This window comes from Arthrobacter sp. FW306-07-I (assembly GCF_021800405.1).
Taxonomy (GTDB): Bacteria; Actinomycetota; Actinomycetes; order Actinomycetales; family Micrococcaceae; genus Arthrobacter.
The window spans coordinates 109,791-126,321 of record NZ_CP084550.1; the positions used below are offsets into that span (position 1 = coordinate 109,791).

General features: G+C 66.3%; 14 protein-coding genes. 3 read left to right on the top strand and 11 right to left on the bottom strand.

Translation table 11 applies throughout. The features are described from left to right. Positions 1-43: 43 nt before the first annotated feature. From LFT46_RS00540 to LFT46_RS00590, 11 genes are all read right to left on the bottom strand, one after another. Positions 44-1,102, bottom strand: coding sequence for an L-idonate 5-dehydrogenase (locus LFT46_RS00540; RefSeq protein ID WP_236820924.1), 1,059 nt, complete (start codon positions 1,100-1,102; stop codon positions 44-46). Position 1,103: 1 nt separating this feature from the next. After that, on the bottom strand, positions 1,104-1,880 hold the full coding sequence (locus tag LFT46_RS00545; RefSeq protein ID WP_236820925.1) for an SDR family oxidoreductase: 777 nt from the start codon (positions 1,878-1,880) through the stop codon (positions 1,104-1,106). 58 nt (positions 1,881-1,938) lie between these two features. Continuing rightward, complete coding sequence (locus LFT46_RS00550) at positions 1,939-2,793, bottom strand: NAD(P)-dependent oxidoreductase (RefSeq protein ID WP_236822100.1); 855 nt, start codon at positions 2,791-2,793, stop codon at positions 1,939-1,941. A gap of 71 nt (positions 2,794-2,864) precedes the next feature. Next, on the bottom strand, positions 2,865-4,214 hold the full coding sequence (locus LFT46_RS00555; RefSeq protein WP_236820926.1) for an MFS transporter: 1,350 nt from the start codon (positions 4,212-4,214) through the stop codon (positions 2,865-2,867). A 155-nt stretch (positions 4,215-4,369) separates the two neighbouring features. Beyond that, a complete protein-coding gene (locus LFT46_RS00560; protein ID WP_236820927.1) occupies positions 4,370-5,167 on the bottom strand; it encodes an IclR family transcriptional regulator in 798 nt (265 codons plus the stop codon). Positions 5,168-5,254: 87 nt separating this feature from the next. Next, the gene (locus LFT46_RS00565; RefSeq protein ID WP_236800485.1) at positions 5,255-5,992 is read right to left on the bottom strand and encodes a fumarylacetoacetate hydrolase family protein; all 738 of its coding nucleotides are present in this window, start codon (positions 5,990-5,992) and stop codon (positions 5,255-5,257) included. A gap of 12 nt (positions 5,993-6,004) precedes the next feature. Continuing rightward, entirely contained in the window at positions 6,005-7,057 is a 1,053-nt protein-coding gene (locus tag LFT46_RS00570) for a D-2-hydroxyacid dehydrogenase (protein WP_236820928.1), read from the bottom strand. 108 nt (positions 7,058-7,165) lie between these two features. Further along, complete coding sequence (locus LFT46_RS00575; RefSeq protein ID WP_236820929.1) at positions 7,166-9,316, bottom strand: amylo-alpha-1,6-glucosidase; 2,151 nt, start codon at positions 9,314-9,316, stop codon at positions 7,166-7,168. Positions 9,317-9,575: 259 nt separating this feature from the next. Next, positions 9,576-10,556: a hypothetical protein gene (locus tag LFT46_RS00580; protein ID WP_236820930.1), complete on the bottom strand. Its 981-nt coding sequence runs from the start codon at positions 10,554-10,556 to the stop codon at positions 9,576-9,578. Continuing rightward, on the bottom strand, positions 10,557-11,663 hold the full coding sequence (locus LFT46_RS00585; RefSeq protein WP_236820931.1) for a GTP pyrophosphokinase: 1,107 nt from the start codon (positions 11,661-11,663) through the stop codon (positions 10,557-10,559). A 47-nt stretch (positions 11,664-11,710) separates the two neighbouring features. Continuing rightward, the gene (locus LFT46_RS00590) at positions 11,711-12,700 is read right to left on the bottom strand and encodes a LacI family DNA-binding transcriptional regulator (protein WP_442863701.1); all 990 of its coding nucleotides are present in this window, start codon (positions 12,698-12,700) and stop codon (positions 11,711-11,713) included. A gap of 218 nt (positions 12,701-12,918) precedes the next feature. Between LFT46_RS00590 and uriH the strand changes: the two genes are divergently transcribed. From uriH to LFT46_RS00605, 3 genes are read left to right on the top strand one after another with little or no spacing between them, the layout of a single operon-like run. Beyond that, positions 12,919-14,043, top strand: a complete 1,125-nt coding sequence (gene uriH / locus LFT46_RS00595; RefSeq protein ID WP_236820932.1) for a uridine-preferring nucleoside hydrolase UriH — start codon at positions 12,919-12,921, stop codon at positions 14,041-14,043. Continuing rightward, positions 14,040-15,470 carry a uridine transporter UriT gene (gene uriT, locus LFT46_RS00600; RefSeq protein ID WP_236820933.1) on the top strand — a complete coding sequence of 477 codons (1,431 nt, stop codon included), beginning with the start codon at positions 14,040-14,042 and terminating at the stop codon, positions 15,468-15,470. Before uriH ends, uriT begins: the two co-directional genes overlap by 4 nt. Next, the gene (locus LFT46_RS00605) at positions 15,467-16,429 is read left to right on the top strand and encodes a ribokinase (protein WP_236820935.1); all 963 of its coding nucleotides are present in this window, start codon (positions 15,467-15,469) and stop codon (positions 16,427-16,429) included. The genes uriT and LFT46_RS00605 overlap by 4 nt, the downstream gene beginning before the upstream one ends. Positions 16,430-16,531 lie beyond the last annotated feature (102 nt).

Here is a 16,531-nt window from a genome sequence, read left to right on the forward strand (position 1 = left end):
CCGGCGCAGCCAGGTTCACCGGCCACGTGCTTCCGTGGTGGCTTTACCCGGTGCGGAACGAAATCAGCACCTTGCCGGACCTGGTGGGGTCTTTGGCAAGCTCGAAGGCTTCAAGTGCCCGGGTGGATGGAAATTCGTGGGTGACCACCGGCTCCACGTACAGGGATCCGTCGGCCAGGGCGGCCAGGACGTCGTCAATCTCAGCATTGAAGCGGAACGAGCCCACCAGCTGGAGTTCGCGGGTGATGGCCAGGGAGATCGGGACGGGCTGGTCGCCGCTGGGCAGGAGTCCCACCATGACCACGCGGCCGCCGCGCATGGCGCCGCGAAGCGCCGACGCCAGGCCGCGGTGGTTGCCTGAAGATTCCAGCACCACGTCGGCCTCCACGGCTGCGATGGCATCTGTGTCGGAGGCGAGGATGGTCCCGGTGGCGCCCACCGCCGTCGCGATCTTCAAGGGCTCCTCATGCATGTCGACGGCGATGATCTCCGCGGCGCCCGCCCGCTTGGCAACGGCCACGACGAGGCTGCCGATGGGACCGCTGCCGATCACCAGGACGCGTTTGCCGGCAAGGTCGCCGGCCTGGGCGACGGCATGCCACGCGACGCTGGCCGGTTCGGTGAGGGCGGCGGCGCGCAGGTCCAGGCCCCTGGGGAGCGGCCGGAGCATCCTGGCGGGCAGGACTGAATAGCGGCTGAAGGCGCCCTGGGTGTGCGGGTAGCGCGCGGCGCTGCCCAGGTAGGTGCAGCCCGGCGAAAGGTTGGGCCGGTCTTGCGGGTACCGGACGCCCGTTCCGCCCGGGGTGGCAGGGTGAACGGCGACGTTGGTGCCGACGGCGGGGCCGGAGCCGTCCGCCGCGGCCTGGACAACTGTGCCCACCACTTCGTGGCCCAGCACCAGGGGTGCGCGCAGGATCGATTCACCGGCTGCCCCGTGCAGCCAGTAGTGCAGGTCCGATCCGCAGATGCCGCCGTAGGCGATGTCCACTACGGCTTCGTGGGGCCGGGGGGCGGCCTGTTCGACGGTTTCGATCCGGAGGTCGTTGACGCCATGGACCACAATGGCCTGTCCGGACAGTGGGCTGCTTGTTGCCGTTGCCACGTCAGACCACCGTCGTCATTCCGCCGTCGACAAAGATTGTTTGGCCGTTCACGTAGTTGGAGGCGTCCGAGGCCAGCCAGGTGACAGGCCCGGCCAGGTCCTCCACGGTTCCCCAGCGGCCGGCCGGTGTCCTGCCGAGGATCCATGAGTTGAAGGCCTCGTCATCGACCAGGACCTGGGTCATTTCGGTGTGGATGTAGCCCGGGGCGATGCCGTTGATTTGCAGACCCTGGGAGGCCCATTCGGCCGTCATGGCCCGGGTCAGGTTCCGGAGTCCGCCCTTGGCGGCCGTGTAGGCGCCGATGGTTGGCCGGGCCAGGTCGGATTGTACCGAGCCGATGTTGATGATCTTCCCGCGCTTGCGCTCCAGCATCCGGCGGGCCACCTCGCGGCCCACCAGGAAGGCGCTGGTGAGGTCGGTGGCGAGCACCCGGTTCCAGTCCGCCACTTCCAGTTCCAGCAAGGGCACCCGGTGCTGGATACCGGCGTTGTTCACCAGGATGTCGAGCGCGCCGAAGGTTGCCTGGGCCTCGGCTACCCCCGCCGCCACTTGGCCTTCGGCTGTGATGTCGAAAGAGACTGCACCCACCTTGTCGTCACCGAAGATGGCTGCCAGTTCCTTGCGGCTGGCTTCCAGGCGTGCCGCGTCCAGTCCGTGGAGTACCACCGTGGCACCGGCCTGCGCGAGGCCCGCGGCCAAAGCCTTCCCGATGCCCCTGCTTGATCCGGTGACCAGGGCCGTCCGTCCGGTCAGGTCGAATGGTGATGCGTGGTCCATGGAGGGGGCCTCTTCTCGATGTGCGCTGCGGGATTACGTGGTGGTGGTCAGTGGCACTTTACGCGGTACCCATAGTGGCGATGGCCTGCCGCACCGCGGCCAGGTCCAGGTCGCCCAGGCCTTGGGCCACCACCTCCGCGTAGAGGTCGACGCCGGCCGAAGCCATGGGAGCGGCAGTGCCGGCAGTGCCGGCGCTTTCGAGGACAAAGGAGAGGTCCTTGTGCATGAACTTCGCGGGCCCCGTCGGAGTGTAGTCCTTTGCCGCCAGTCGGGGGCCCACGAGCTCCAGCACCCGGCTGGCTGCCAGGCCGCCGGACAGGACCTCAAAGAGGGCGTGGACGTCCATGCCGGAACGTTCGGCGAGTTCGGCAGCCTCGGCGAGTGCCGCCGTCGTGGTTCCTACGATCAGCTGGTTGCATGCCTTGGCCAGCGATCCCGCGCCCAGGTCCCCGAGCAGGCGGACTGACGAGCCCATGGCTTCCAGGGCTGGCAGGATCCGCCGGAAGTCCTGCTCCGATCCACCCGTCATGATGGCGAGGGTTCCCCGCCGCGCGCCGTCCGTGCCGCCGCTGACCGGGGCGTCGAGCACCGAGGCGTTTCCATTACTCGCGTCCGCAACAGTGCTGGCGAAAGCCCGCACACCAACCGGCGACACGCTGCTCATAACCACTACGAGCGTTCCAGTGGCGGGCGGCACCTCCCGCCACGCCTCAAGAAGCCCCGCCGCGGCCTCTTCGATGAATGGAAGGTCGGGGAGCATGAAGATAAGGACGGGTTCATCACGCAGGTCCGTGACGCTGTCCACGCCGGTCCCGCCCAACCCCTCGAGCGCCCGGACGGCACCGGGGGAGCGGTTCCACCCCTTGACCTGCCAGCCTGCCTTGAGCAGGTTGGCCGCCATGGGGGCACCCATGAGTCCCAGCCCGACGAACCCTGCACGCTTGGGCGCAGGATCCGCCGGGGCGGGCACGGTGGTGCCGCTGCTCACCTGGCATCCTCCACGAGCACCAGGTCACGGCCGTTGGTCTCGGGGGTGAAGAACGTAGTGACGAAGGAGATTGCTGCCAGGACCAGTGAATAAAGCGCCGGAACGAGCCAGGAGTGGTTGGTGGCGGCCAGCAGTGCCACGCCGATCATCGGGGCGAAGCCGCCGGCGAGTACCGCGGAGAGTTCACGGCTGAGGGCCACGCCGGTGAAGCGGTGCTGGGAACCGAAGAGTTCGGGCAGCAGCGCGCACTGCGGGCCGAGCATGGCCTGCACGCCGAGGGCGATGCCCACCACCATGACCACCCAGACCAGGGCGACGTTGCCGAGTGTGACCAGGTAAAACGCGGGCAGGGCGATGACGGCCTGGAAGAGCGCGCCGTAGCGGTAAACGGGAACCCGGCCGTAGCGGTCGGACAGGGCGCCGAAGGCAACCACCAGCACCGCGGCGAAGCCGGCGGCAATCAGCAGGCCCGTGGGGCCGATGAACTTGTCCCCGGCAAAGACCCCCGCCGGCATGCTGATAAAGGAGACCAACAGGGCAGAGTAGATGGACGAGTTGCCGTTTTCGCCCATCCGCAGGCCGATGCCGATCAGTACGTTTTTCTTCGAGTGCTTCCAGATCTGGCCCACCGGGTTCTTCACCACGGCCTTGTGCTTTTCGAGTTCCTGGAAGACCGGGGTCTCCTTGAGCCGCAGCCTGATGAACACCGCGATCGCAATCAGGATGATGCTTGCCAGGAAGGGAACGCGCCACAGCCAGCCGTGCAGGACTTCCTTGTCAGCCAACGCCATGAGGGCGAAGGTGCCTGCGCCCAGGAGGGTGCCCAGCTGGATGCCCACGAAGGGCAGGGAAGCAAAGAAACCGCGACGGCGGCGCGGGGCCACCTCCGAGATGAGGGTGGTGGCGCCTGCCTGCTCGGCGCCGGCGCCCAGGCCCTGCAGGATGCGCAGCGTCACCAGGAGCACTGCGCCCAGCATTCCCGCCTGGTCAAAGGTGGGCAGCAGGCCGATGGCGCAGCTGGACAGGCCCATCAGGCCGATGGTCAGGATCAGCACCATCTTCCGGCCGAACCGGTCGCCGATATGGCCAAACACCACGCCGCCGAACGGCCGGGCGGCGAACCCGACGCCGTAGGTGGCGAAGGAGGCGATGACCGCTCCGCTCTCCCCAAGCGGGGCAAAGAACAGCGGTCCGAAGATCAGGGCCGAGGCAAGGCCGTAGATGTAGAAGTCGTAGTACTCCAAGGCGGAGCCTACGGAGCTGGCAAGTGTTGCCCTTCGCAGCTGGTCCGGATCGACGACGGCGCCGTCCGTGATGGCCTGCGGTGAGTTAGTACGAGTTGTCACGAAAACTCCCTCTAATGCACTCCAGGCCCCCGTTGGCCTGGTGGGATAGCGACAACACCTGTTGTGCCGGTCACTATGCTGAACACAATACAGCATCCTGAACGGCTGGCAATAGTTTTCAGTTTTGCGAAGGGGTTAGGCGGGAGGGGCCGCGCCTATCCCATGGGGTTGCCCAGGGAGTGGGCCAGTTCCTGCAGTTCCTTGATCATCTGGGATCCCTGCTCGGGGGTGTAGGTGGCCTTGAGTGCCGTGACGGAGAGGCCAAGGCTGGGACCGTGGGCGCCGCGGGTGGGGACGGAGACGGCGAGGCACACCACCCCGGTGGTCGATTCCTCATCTTCGAAGGCGAAGCCCTGCTCGCGGATCTCCTTCAGCTGTGCCTTCAGTTCCGCGCCGGTGCGCAGGGATTTGGGCGTGAGGACGGGGAGTTCGGCGTCGTCCGGGAACATCTCCTCGATGTCATGCCAGTTGAGCCGGGCGATCAGCGCCTTGCCCACTGCGCAGAGGGAAACGGGCATCTTGTCGCCGATATTGGACGTGAGCCGTACGGCGGGATGGCCTTCGTAGCGGGCAAGGTAAATCACGTTCGCGCCGTCCAGCATGGCGATCCGGACCGTCTCGCGGGAGAGGACGGAGGCCTGTTCGCAGTATCGGTAGAACTCCTGCACCTCATCCATGCGGCCAAGGTAGGCCGCGCCGAGCTCCACGAGCTTGCGGCCCAGGGTGAACTCTGCACCCTGTCTGCTGATCAGGCGTGCTTCCTCCAGGGCCAGCAGGAGGTTGGAGGTGGAGGACTTGGGAATTCCCACCTCGCGCGAGAGGTCGCTCAGGGTCAGCCGTCCGGTAGCCGAGGCAGCGAGGGCGTCCAGTACGGCTGCTGCCCGGGTGACTGCCGGTGCCGGTGAGGAGGCTCCCGGCTTTTCGGATGAAGCGGGGGTATGGGAATCGACCAATGATTCTCCTTAGGTCGCCGGACGATGGCTGAGCGTTCAGTCAACTGAACGCTATCCATCATAAAGGCGTCGAGGCCGCCGCCGACGTCAGGCTACGGTGCTGCTCAACGTGCCGATGCCTTCCACCACGATGTCTACCCGGTCGCCGGGTTCCACGGGAACGGCGGTGCCGGGTGCCCCCGTCATCACGACGTCACCCGGTTCAAGGGTCAGCCAGGACGTGACGTAGGTGAGGCACTCGACCACGCTGGAGGGCAGGTTGAACGTGCCGGACCTGGCCCTTGCGGTGCCGTTGACGTGGACGTCGATGGCCGCCTGCTCGGGGTCCGGGAGTTCAGTCTCTATCCAGGGGCCAAGGGGGGTGTAGTTGACGCCGGCCTTGCCCTGGAAGTTCCGCTCGTCCACGGCGTTCTGGTCCACGTTGGTGACGTCGTTGACGCAGGTGTAGCCCAGGACGTGCTCCAGGGCGTTCTCCGCTGTGAGGTCCGTGGCCGTTTTGCCAATCACGACGGCGAGTTCACCCTCCGCATGGACGATGCCGCGATCGCGGGCCGCCACAATGGCATCCTCGGGGCTCGCCACCGTGTGGACGGACTTGTGCCATGCCTGAATGGGCAGGGGATGGTCATTCAGGGTCCGGTTATGGCCAATGCCGATGACGACGGCGGGTGCCACCGGGGCGAGGAATACGGCCTCTTCGTGTGGAGTGGCGTCCCCCGTGTAGCAAAGGGGGGCCTCGAAGGGGTCGCTGACGTGGTGCCACGTGCCGTCCCGTTCGACGGCATGCTGGGCACCTGCTGCTGTATTGATTCTGGCGATACGCATGGGTGCTCCGGCTTAGTAGAAATGCACGGTGTCCACGAGGTGGGGGAGATCCCCGCCGTCCAGGAACGTCCGGAGGTTGCTGCAGAACCGCTCGGTGATCAGCCTGTTCTCCGCCGCGCTGAGCGCGGAAGTGTGCGGCGAGACCATGACCTTCGGGTGGTTCCAGAGGGGGCTGTCCTGCGGCAGCGGTTCCACGGCGAAGACGTCCAGGCAGGCGTAGCCCACCTGGCCGTTGTCCAGCGCCTCCAGCAGCGCCTCCTCATCCACCACGGTTCCGCGGCCCACGTTGACGAAGGTGGTTCCGGGCTTCATGGCGGCGAACAGTTCACGGTTGAACAGTTTCTCCGTGTAGGCGGTCCCGGGCAGTGTATTGACGACGGCGTCTGCCGCGGCCAGGAGGCCCGGCAGGCCTTCGTTGTCTGTCACTTCGTCGATGCCGTCAATGGGTTCAACGGTCCGTTTGGTGCCGCTGACCTTCATGCCGAGCGCTTTGGCTATCCGGGCGGTTTCCAGTCCGATCTCACCTAGGCCGGTAATAACCAGGTTGGATCCGTTGACCAGCCGGGTGGGGACCCGGAGTTCGGGCCAGACCTTTGCCGACTGGTCCTGCGCGAGTTCCGCGCTCCGCTTGAAGCCGTTCAGGATTCCCATCGCTGCGAATTCCGCCAGGGGCAGGGCGTGCACTCCGGCCGACGTGGTGATCTTGAACTTCTGCAGGATGTCCTGGCTGAGACCCGAAGCCTTGACGGCCCCGCCCGCCCCGGCCGCCATGGCGTGGACCCATTGCAGCTTTGGATTTTCGCGTGCGATCCGGGCCAGCCCCGCAGGGCTCTCGTTGGGGAAGCCGTACAGCACTTCGGCGCTGTTGAGCATGGCCCAGTAGCGTTCCTCCTGCTCCTCGCTGCGCTTGAAGGCGGGATCACCGGCATGGTCCGCCGGGAAACGTTCGGGAGGCAGGAGGTCCGGTTCGTAGAGGACGGTGATGGACGGGTCAACGGCACGGATCCGTTCCACGAGCTCAGCTTCGAGCGGGACGGCGATGGCCACGGTCTTACGTGAAGTCATGAGTTCAGTATAGTGGACGGCGTTCGAAAAAATGTCCCTGCATGGGCCGGTGTTCAGGGGCCCGGTTCGTGAAATAGGACTTCCTTCAGGGTTGACCTCGCGGCCTGGTCAGCTCTTGCTGCGGTGGTCGGCTTGTTCTACGAGTTCGGTAATCCAGGGGCGGTGGCCGCGGTGGAACGCCATGCCCTCCGGAAGCCCGTCCATGCTGGGGACAGAGTCCCTGATGTTGATCGTGACGCGTCCGCCAGCCAGCGGTGCATTGGTGATCTGCAGGTCGCCGTAGGATTTTGGCAGCACCGGGTCCATCCAGACTCCGCCGCGGGAAACATGGGCGTCGTAGCGCATCAGGCTGGTCAGCAGCAGGATCGGCGAGGTCGCCGCCCATGCCTGGGGCGAGCAGGCGGTGGGGTAGGGGACGGGTTCGGCAAATTGATCGCGGCTGAACCCGCAAAAAAGCTCCGGTAGCCGGCCACCGGAAAATTCAGCTGCCTCCAGCAGCGCGGTGGAGATCCGCTGCGCTTCTTCCACGAACCCGTAGCGGACCAGGCCTGCCTGGATGATGGCGTTGTCGTGGGGCCATACTGAGCCGTTGTGGTAGCTGGCAGGGTTATAGGCGCCCATGTTGCTTGCCAGCGTGCGGACGCCCCAGCCGCTGAACATTTCGGGTGACATCAGGTGCCCGGCCACTTCCGCAGCTTTGTCGTCGTCCACCAGGCCCAGCCACAGACAGTGGCCCATGTTGGAGGCGCACGCGTCGACCTTTTGCTTGTGACCGTCGAGGGCAATGGCGTAATAGCCCCGCTCCGGGATCCAGAACTCCTCGTTGAACCGCTTCTTCAGGACCGCTGCGCGGTCCGCATATGCGGCTCCGAGCCCATCATCGCCGTCGTCGTATGCCATCCAGGCCCTGGCCAGGTATGCAGCGTAGACATATGCCTGGACTTCGCACAGCGCGATGGGAGGTTCGGCCAGCCGTCCGTCCGCGAAATTGATCCCGTCCCACGAGTCCTTCCACCCCTGGTTGACCAGCCCGTTGGGGTTGAGCCGCTGGTATTCGACGAACCCGTCACCGTCCTTGTCGCCGAAGTCGCGGATCCAGTCCAGGGCGCGGTCCGCGTGAGGCAGCAGGGCGTTGATGGTTTCCTTTGCGAAGCCCCAGCGGCTGACAGCGCCCAGAACGTCGACGAACAAAGGGGTGGCGTCCACGCTGCCGTAGTACGTGGATTTTCCTCCGAGTGACAGCCCACTGGAGACATCCAGCCGGACTTCGTGGAGGATCTTCCCCGGTTCCTCTTCACTTACTGGATCAACCACGCTTCCCTGGCGGTCGGCAAGGGTTTGCAGGGTGCCCAGTGCAAGGGAGGGGTCGACCGGAAGCGCCATCTCTGAGGCCCAGAGCGAATCGCGGCCGAAGATGGTCATGAACCATGGCGCCCCGGCTGCCACCACCACCCGGTCCGGATGGTTCGGGTCCTCGATCCGGAGAGCGCCCAGATCGTCATAGCTGCGACGGAGGGTGCGCTCGATAGCCGGGTTTCCCATCCGCAGCATCGGGATCCTTGCCACCCACTCCCGGCGGCGCCGGTCACTTGGGGACAGCCCGCCCCCCGAGTGGCTGAAGCTTGCCGGACCTGACTTCCCGGTGGCCGGTACGGCGCTGATAAGTGTGGACCATTCCGACCTTGGCTGGACGATGGTCCGGTATGTGATGGTTTCCGGCGTCACGTCCGCACCGGGAGCATTGAATGCGATGTCCTTTTGGACGTCCTTCCACCTGCCACGGATCGCCAGCATGCCCGCGTTAGCGTGCCGGAGCTCTTCCCATTGCCTCTGGATCCTGGCTTCCTTGACTTCGAAGAGGTCAGCGAAGTCCGAGCCAACCACCAGCTGCAGAGTGCATTCGATGGGTTCAAGGGAGAAATTGCGGATGGTGACTTGTTCCCGGATGCCTTCACCCACCTCACGCAGCCGTTCCACGATCAGGGGGCTGTCCGCATAGCCGTCAGAACGCGGAATACGGCCGGCGAAAAGGGCCCGGTAGGGTTCCTTAAGCTCGGCAGTGAGCGGCTCCAGCGGCAGCCCGTTCACTGTCAGGGCCCATTTGGAAACATAACGGGTGTCCTGGACGAACAGGCCATGGGGATGCGCTGGATTGATATCTCCGTTGGGCATGGAGATGCAGAAGGACGAACCTTCCACCAGGGTGACAGTTCCGGCCCCTAAAGGTCCGGCTGCCGTATCAGCGTTCCACCCCGCCATTACCTGTCTCCTTGGGAACTCGACAACCGCTGGCCATGGGCCATCGGGCCCCTGTTTCTTGACCATGGCGGCTCTCTGCTCGACGCTACGCTTGCTGCGGTTTGGCCGCCAGAGTCCCATGCCGGGATTTTGGAACCCGGGGCCATCTCGTCGATAACATTTCCGACGACAGAACCGAGGCACTACATTTTGCGCTGTTGGACCTTTTGGCTGTTCGTCGGGGACAGGGGTGCGTCGCTGATGAAAAGGGCACCTACGGCTAGCGGAAACCGCCCAGCTTTGACCCGGCCAAGTTAAGTACGTCCTTCAGCATCGCCAGCGCCGCGCCCTTCGGACTGGAGCGGCCCCCTTGCACAGTGATGTCCCCGGCCTCGGGGCAGCTGAAGACCATGGCCTTTTCCGGACCAGTGAGGGAGAACAGCGGGTCGCCGGGCGGCACAGCTTCCAACTGCACGCTGACCACCATGGGCCGGTCCAGGGACGCCCTGGCAACGGCGCGGAGGCGCAGGCCGTTCCCAGTGGCAGCCAACGCCCTGTCGGGCGTGGAAGAATCGATTGGCTCCGTTTCCACCGCAATCCGGGAAACGTCCCAGTCCCACAGGAGTCCGGCGATCAGCCGCACCTTGGTGGCTGCATCCTGTCCGGACAGGTCCGCGGAAGGGTTGGCCTCCGCAATGCCCCGCCGCTGTGCTTCCGACACCGCCGCGTCAAGCCCGGTGCCAGCGGAAAGCTCATCCAGGATGAAGGTTGACGTGCCGTTGGGGCAGGCCCGTATACCGGTACAGCCCATCCCCCTCAGCGCGACTCGCGCCATGTCGGCCGATGGAAGCGCAGCGCCGGTGGCCCCGGAAAACCGGATCCCGGCCTGGCCTTCCTCCGCAGCGCGCTCAAGGTCACGCCAATGGCTGAGTACATGGCTCTTCGTCGCCGTCACCACATCGACGCCGCTCCTCAACGCAGCAATCGCCTCGTGCAGGACACGCGCGTGGGCCTCGGGTGAAGAAGGCAGCGCCTGGACCAGGATGTCAGCCCGGGTAAGGGTAAGAGTCTCCTCGATTGGCCGCAGAGGCCCCCAGGAAGAGCGCTCCGGCAGTGGGCGGCCGGGCGCAAGGAGAACCTCCGTCCCGTGACCCCGGACCGCGGCGACCTGCAACAAGGAATCCTGCTCCAAAACGGAGTCAACAAACGCCCGTCCCACGGCACCGAACCCGGACAGGACCAGGCGCACGCCCAAAGCCATCTACTTGTTCGTCATCCGGTACCGCTCGATCTGCCGCAGCCGCCGCAGGAGGCTGTCGCGCCGCGGGTGCGGGACGACGTCGGGCGCTTCTGCGGTGAGGTCCACATGCCTGGTGCCGTACTGCCAGAGGAGGAGGTCGTCCAGGAGCCGGTCCGGGCCGGGGGAGTAGCGGTGGTCCAGGGCCTTGCGGACCTCGGTGATCCGGTTGGCATTCAGGAGCCCGGCCAGCTGCATGGTCTGGTTCAGGTCGTGTGCAGCGAGCAGTTCGGCGGCCCAGCCCCAGTCATCGTCCACTTTCCGGTCAACGTGGGGGAGCAGCGTTCGCCAGACGTCGCGGATCCGGTTGGGCGTGAGGGGGGCTGCCCCCTCGCCGTCCATATCCCAGTAGCTGCGGACTTCCTCATACCGCTCGTGCAGGTCGGCGAAGGCGGTTTCCACCGTCTCCAGCATGGCAGCGGTGGCGGTGAATTGCCGGTCGAAGTGTGGCGTCCAGGCGCGGGGATCCTCGGCCTTGAAGCGGATGTCATGCTCGATCTCGCTCCAGGCATGGGCGAAGATGGTGCGGATCTGGCACTCGAAAAAGTAGCTGCCGTTGGGCTGCGCGTCCGGGTTGAAGACCTGCTGGTACTCCTTGACGGCCTCGTTCTGGATGCTCCGCAGGATCAGGTGGCGGCTTGAGTACCCGTAGGTGCCGGACTCGATGGAACCAATGTCCTTCTCGCGGTCCCCGCGGCAATCGAAAACCTGGCGCTGCCGCTTGATGATGTTGGCCACCACGGCGTTTTCCGCGGGCAGCTTGGTGATGACCCGGATGCCCACCATGTCATTCAGCGTGCGGAACGGGTCGGGGAATTTCAGCAGCCGCCGCCCGCCCGGCTCCAGCGGTTCCTCGGTGCGGGAAATCTTCTCCTTGAAGGACTCCACCGTCTTTGTGCGGCCGGTGACGAACAGCGGCGTCACCTCGCTGTCCTTCAGCATGCCGCGCAGGGTCAGCAGGACGTCGCGGGTGACAAGCTTCAGGGCAGGCCGGACGCGTTCATAGATCTCCACGTTGTGCTGCACAGACTCGCGCAGCGGGGCGTCCAGGCTTTCCCAGTTAGTCGGCATGATCCCAGCTTACGGCCGGGGTCCGACACGAGCCGGTCAAAAAGCCCTTACGTTGCGGCCGGCGATGTGGACCCGCGCACCACCAGCGAGCTTTCCAGCGTCAGCTCCTCCTGCTCCAGCTCCTGGCCCTCCATTAGCCGGCGCAGCTGTTCCCCGGCTTTGAGGCCCAGCAGCTTGGCCGGCAGGTGCACGCTGGTCAGGCCGGGGCTGCTGGTGGCGGAGTACGGGAGGTCGTCGAACCCGGCCACCGCCAGCTCCTCCGGAATCCGGACCCCCGCCACGCGTGCTTCCTGCAGCACGCCATAGGCATGCGTATCAGTGGCGCAGACGACGGCGGTCACCCCCTCGCTCTGCCAGTCCGGCCACGCTGCGGCGAAGGCGGCCGCCGCCTCACCGACGTCGATGGTGGTGGCAGGCATGTGGTCCGCATCCACAGACATGCCCAGTGCAGTGGCCTCGGCCAGGAATGCCTCGCGGCGGATCGCGAAGGTTTCCGTCCCGGTGACACTGTCAAGGTAGGCCACCCGACGGTGGCCAGCGGCGGCGAGGTGGGAGGCCAGCTCCCGGGCCCCCTGCGCGACGTCAAGGTTGACGGCCGGGGCCAGCGATTCAAGGCCGGGCGCGTCCAGCAGGACCAGCGGCCCGGCAACCGAGAGATCGGCCAGGAAACCTGCGTTCGGCGCGTCCACCAAAAGCCCGGCGGGACGGAGGGACATCAGCTTCCGGACGTCGTCGGCCTTGGGGAACTCGCCCGAATCCGTGACGGAAAGCAGCAGCTGGTAACTGGGCCCCAAGGATTCGCGCACCCCGCCGATCACCTTTGCGAAAAACGGGTTGGAAATATCCGGCGCAACCAAAATCACGATGGAACTGACGCCTTTGGCCAGCGAGCTGCCGATCCCATCCACCACGTAGCCCAGCTCGGAGATGGCATCGCGCACCCGGGAAATGTTGTCCTCCGACACGCGGCCCGCCGTCTTGCCGTTGGCCACCAGGGACACCGTTGCCACCGACACCCCGGCCCGGGCGGCGACCATCGCCGCCGTCACCCGCCTCGGCCGCGCGCGCTGCTGCACCTGTTTCCCGGAATCCATACCTCGATCCTATCCGCCGGCGGACTGACTAGGGAGGGCAAGGCGTCAAGCGTTTGACGCGCGCTGATACCCGACCAACGTTAAGCGTTTGACGCAGACCACAGAACCCTGCCATGATCGCTCCCGGAAGACAGAAGCCCCTGCCCCGAAGGCAGGCCCCAATGACGTGGAGAACCATCGTGGAACCAGATCCGAAAACGAACCAGCAAGAACCCAGGAAGATCATCCTGGACTGCGACCCCGGCCACGATGACGCCGTGGCCCTCCTGCTGGCACACGGCAACCCCAACATCGAACTGCTGGCCGTCACCACCGTGGTGGGCAACCAGACCCTCGAAAAAGTCACCCGCAACGCCCTGGCCGTGGGCACCATCGCCGGCATCACCGGCGTCCCCTTCGCCGCCGGCTGCCCGCGCCCCCTGGTCCGGAGCATCGAAACCGCGCCGGACATCCACGGCGACTCGGGCATGGACGGCCCGGCCCTGCCCGAGTCTACCATCGAGCTGGACCCGCGGCACGCCGTCGACCTCATCATCGACACCGTCATGGCGCACGAGCCCGGCACCGTCACACTCGTCCCCACCGCCGGCCTGACCAACGTCGCCATGGCCGCCCGCAAGGAACCGCGCATCGTGGAACGCGTCAAGGAAGTTGTCCTCATGGGCGGCGGCTACCACGTGGGCAACTGGAGCGCCGTGGCCGAGTTCAACATCATCATCGACCCTGAGGCCGCGCACATCGTCTTCAACGAGAAGTGGCCGGTGGTCATGGTGGGCCTGGACCTCACCCACCAGGCGCTGGCCACCCCGGACGTGGTGGAAAAGATCGCCGCCATCGGCACGAAGCCTGCAAAGTTCGTCACCGAGCTGATGGACTTCTTCGCGCATGCCTACAAGGACGCCCAGGGCTTCGACTACCCGCCCGTCCACGATCCCTGTGCCGTCGCCTACGTGATCGACCCCAGCATCGTCAGCACCCGCAAGGTCCCCGTGAACATCGAACTGACCGGAACGCTCACCCTGGGCATGACCGTCGCCGATTTCCGCGCCCCCGCCCCCGCCGACTGCCACACCAGCGTGGCCGTGGACCTGGACCACGCGCGCTTCTGGGACCTCGTCACCGACGCGCTGGTCAGGATCGGCGAGCCGGGCGCCGGCGACAAAACCAACAAAGGCAACGCGGACGACGGCGGCACGCACCTCGGTGCGGAGCGCACCCAAGGCGGGGCAGCCGACGTCGTACGCCGGACAGTGCCCACCTCACCGCCGGAGGGATCAAGTAAATGACGACCGCAACCCTGGCTGAAACCAAGACCGGCCGCGGCAACATCGCCGCCCTCATGACCGCGCTGCTGGCCGCCTGCGTGGCGTTCCAGCTCAACGCCTCCATGCTCAGTCCCGCCCTGGTGACGATGGGCCAGGAACTCAAGGCGGACCAGGCCCTCATCGGGCTCTCGCAGACCTGGTTCTTCACCGCTGCCGCGCTCTTCTCCCTGTTCCTGCCACGCTTGAGCGACATCGTGGGCCGCAAGAAGGTCCTGGTGGGCATGATGGTGCTCATGGCGGTGGGTTCTGTCATCGCCGCCCTTGCCCCGGACATCACGTGGCTGTTCGTGGGCCGCATCATCCAGGGTGTCAGCGGCCCCACCGTCCCGCTCTGCCTCATCATGCTGCGCTCGGCCGTCAGCAACCCGCGCAAGTACGGCACGCTGATGGGCCTTATTACTGCCGTCAACGGCGGCGTGGCGGGCGTGGACTCCTTCGTGGGCGGCTACTTCGCAGAGCACTTCGGCTTCCGCAGCATCTTCTGGCTCATGGTGGTCCTCGCCGTCGCGGCCACCGCCCTCATCCTGCTCCTCGCCGCCGAAAGCAAGCCTGCCGCCGGCACCCGGATGGACTGGCTGGGCGTGTTCTTCATCGTGGTGGCCGTGGGCGCCCTGCTGACCGCCCTGAACGAAGGCTCCAAGCTGGTCGCCGGATTTAACCCAGGCGTGCTGGTCCTGAGCCTGGCACTGGTGCTCGTGGCCGCCGTCGCGTTCCTTGCCTTCTGGCGCACCGAACAGCGTGCGGCCCAGCCCATGGTGGAAACGGTCCATCTGCGCCAGCGCGCCACGTGGGCGCCGCTGCTGACCACCACGCTGACCATGACCGGCATCTTCGCGGTGATCAACGGCATTGTCCCCGCCTACGTCCAAGCCGCCTCCCCGGGGTTCGGCGTGGGACCCACCGAGATGTCGCTGATCATCCTCACCCCGTACGCCCTGCTCGGCTGGGTGGTGGGACCGCTGAGCGGGAAGCTGGCCCCGGTCCTCGGGTACACCAAGGTGCTGCGCATCGGGCTCCTGGGCAGCATCGCCGCGCTCGCCATCATCGGGTTCCTTGGCCTGCACAGCCTGCCGATGATGATCGCCGGCACGGTCTTGCTGGGCATCATGTACGCCGGTACGGTCAACATCATGCTCAACGGACTCGGCGTTATCCTCTCGCCCGCCGGCAACCCCGGCTTCCTGCCCGGCATGAACGCCGGCGCCTTCAACCTCGGCGCGGGCCTGAGCTTCCTGATCCTGCCGGCCGTGCTGGTGGCGACGTCGGCCTTTGGCGATGCGGCGGCGTCGTACCTGACCGTGGTGGTGGTCGGCCTGGCGCTGACTGTGGCCGCGTTCGCTGCCTCGCTGCTGATCCCCAAACCGGTTGAGGCCGAGGTGGCACCATGAGTGCCGCAGCTGCCGGGGCGGGCCGGATCGTCGTCGTCGGCTCCCTCAACGCCGACCTCACCATTTACTGCGACCGCCTCCCGCAGCCCGGCGAAACGGTCCAGGGCCACGGGTTCGCGGTGAATCCGGGTGGCAAGAGCGCCAACCAGGCCGTCGCCGCGGCGCGCCTGGGCGGCCACGTCAGCCTGGTGGGTGCAGTGGGGGAGGACCCCAACGGCGCCATGCTTGAGGCCTCGGTGGCCGGGGCCGGCGTGGACGTGGGGCATGTGCGGACCTCGGGCGAACCCACCGGTGTTGCCGTGATCGCCGTGGACGCCCACGGTGAGAACAACATCATCATCTCGGCCGGCGCCAACGGCACGCTGTCACCGAAGGACGTCGCCGAGGCCGCGGATGTCATGGAGGGCGCCGCCGTGGTGAGCCTGTGCCTGGAGGTCAGCATGGACACGGTGCTTGCGGCCGCCCAGGCAGGGCACGACGCCGGCGCAACGGTTTTGCTGAACCTCTCGCCGTATGCGGAGATTCCGTCAGGCCTGGCCGGGTTGACGGACGTCCTGCTGGTGAACGCGCATGAGGCCGCGCTGTTCCTGGGTTCTTCGGTTCCCGCTGCCGGCGCCGCTGCCTCTGAGTGGGATGCGGTGCGGTCTCGGTTCTCTGAGCGGGGAATCCAGCAGGTATTGGTGACGCTGGGTTCGCAGGGTTCCGTTGTGCTGGACTCGCTGGCTTCGGCGGGTTCACGGGTGGCATTTGTCCAGCCCATGCAGGTGCAGGCCGTGGATACCACCGGGGCGGGTGACGCCTTCACCGGTGCGGTTGCAGTCCGGCTGGCGGCCGGTGATGCGCTCGCGGACGCTGCAGCCTTCGCCTCGGTTGCCGCGGCTCTGGCCACCACCCGCAAAGGCACCCAGGCGGCATACCCGGAAGCGGCCGACGTCGAACGCCGCCTCCGCACGCCCTAACCCCCACCCCCTCGCCATCCTTGTCTGAGCGCTCCGCACCTTTTACACCCGTCCATTGCTGAGCAGGTGCCGTTTTCAGGCTCGAGAACGACAAGTACTCAG

Bases quoted from the DNA above. Each gene is read 5' to 3' on its own strand.
- LFT46_RS00575 (WP_236820929.1), bottom strand. From the start codon at position 9,316: ATGGCGGGGTGGAACGCTGATACGGCAGCCGGACCTTTAGGGGCCGGA.
- LFT46_RS00565 (WP_236800485.1), bottom strand. From the start codon at position 5,992: ATGCGTATCGCCAGAATCAATACAGCAGCAGGTGCCCAGCATGCCGTC.
- LFT46_RS00550 (WP_236822100.1), bottom strand. From the start codon at position 2,793: ATGGGTGCCCCCATGGCGGCCAACCTGCTCAAGGCAGGCTGGCAGGTC.
- LFT46_RS00585 (WP_236820931.1), bottom strand. From the start codon at position 11,663: ATGCCGACTAACTGGGAAAGCCTGGACGCCCCGCTGCGCGAGTCTGTG.
- LFT46_RS00570 (WP_236820928.1), bottom strand. From the start codon at position 7,057: ATGACTTCACGTAAGACCGTGGCCATCGCCGTCCCGCTCGAAGCTGAG.
- LFT46_RS00545 (WP_236820925.1), bottom strand. From the start codon at position 1,880: ATGGACCACGCATCACCATTCGACCTGACCGGACGGACGGCCCTGGTC.
- LFT46_RS00605 (WP_236820935.1), top strand. From the start codon at position 15,467: ATGAGTGCCGCAGCTGCCGGGGCGGGCCGGATCGTCGTCGTCGGCTCC.
- LFT46_RS00580 (WP_236820930.1), bottom strand. From the start codon at position 10,556: ATGGCTTTGGGCGTGCGCCTGGTCCTGTCCGGGTTCGGTGCCGTGGGA.
- uriT (WP_236820933.1), top strand. From the start codon at position 14,040: ATGACGACCGCAACCCTGGCTGAAACCAAGACCGGCCGCGGCAACATC.
- uriH (WP_236820932.1), top strand. From the start codon at position 12,919: ATGACGTGGAGAACCATCGTGGAACCAGATCCGAAAACGAACCAGCAA.
- LFT46_RS00590 (WP_442863701.1), bottom strand. From the start codon at position 12,700: ATGGTCGCCGCCCGGGCCGGGGTGTCGGTGGCAACGGTGTCCCTGGTG.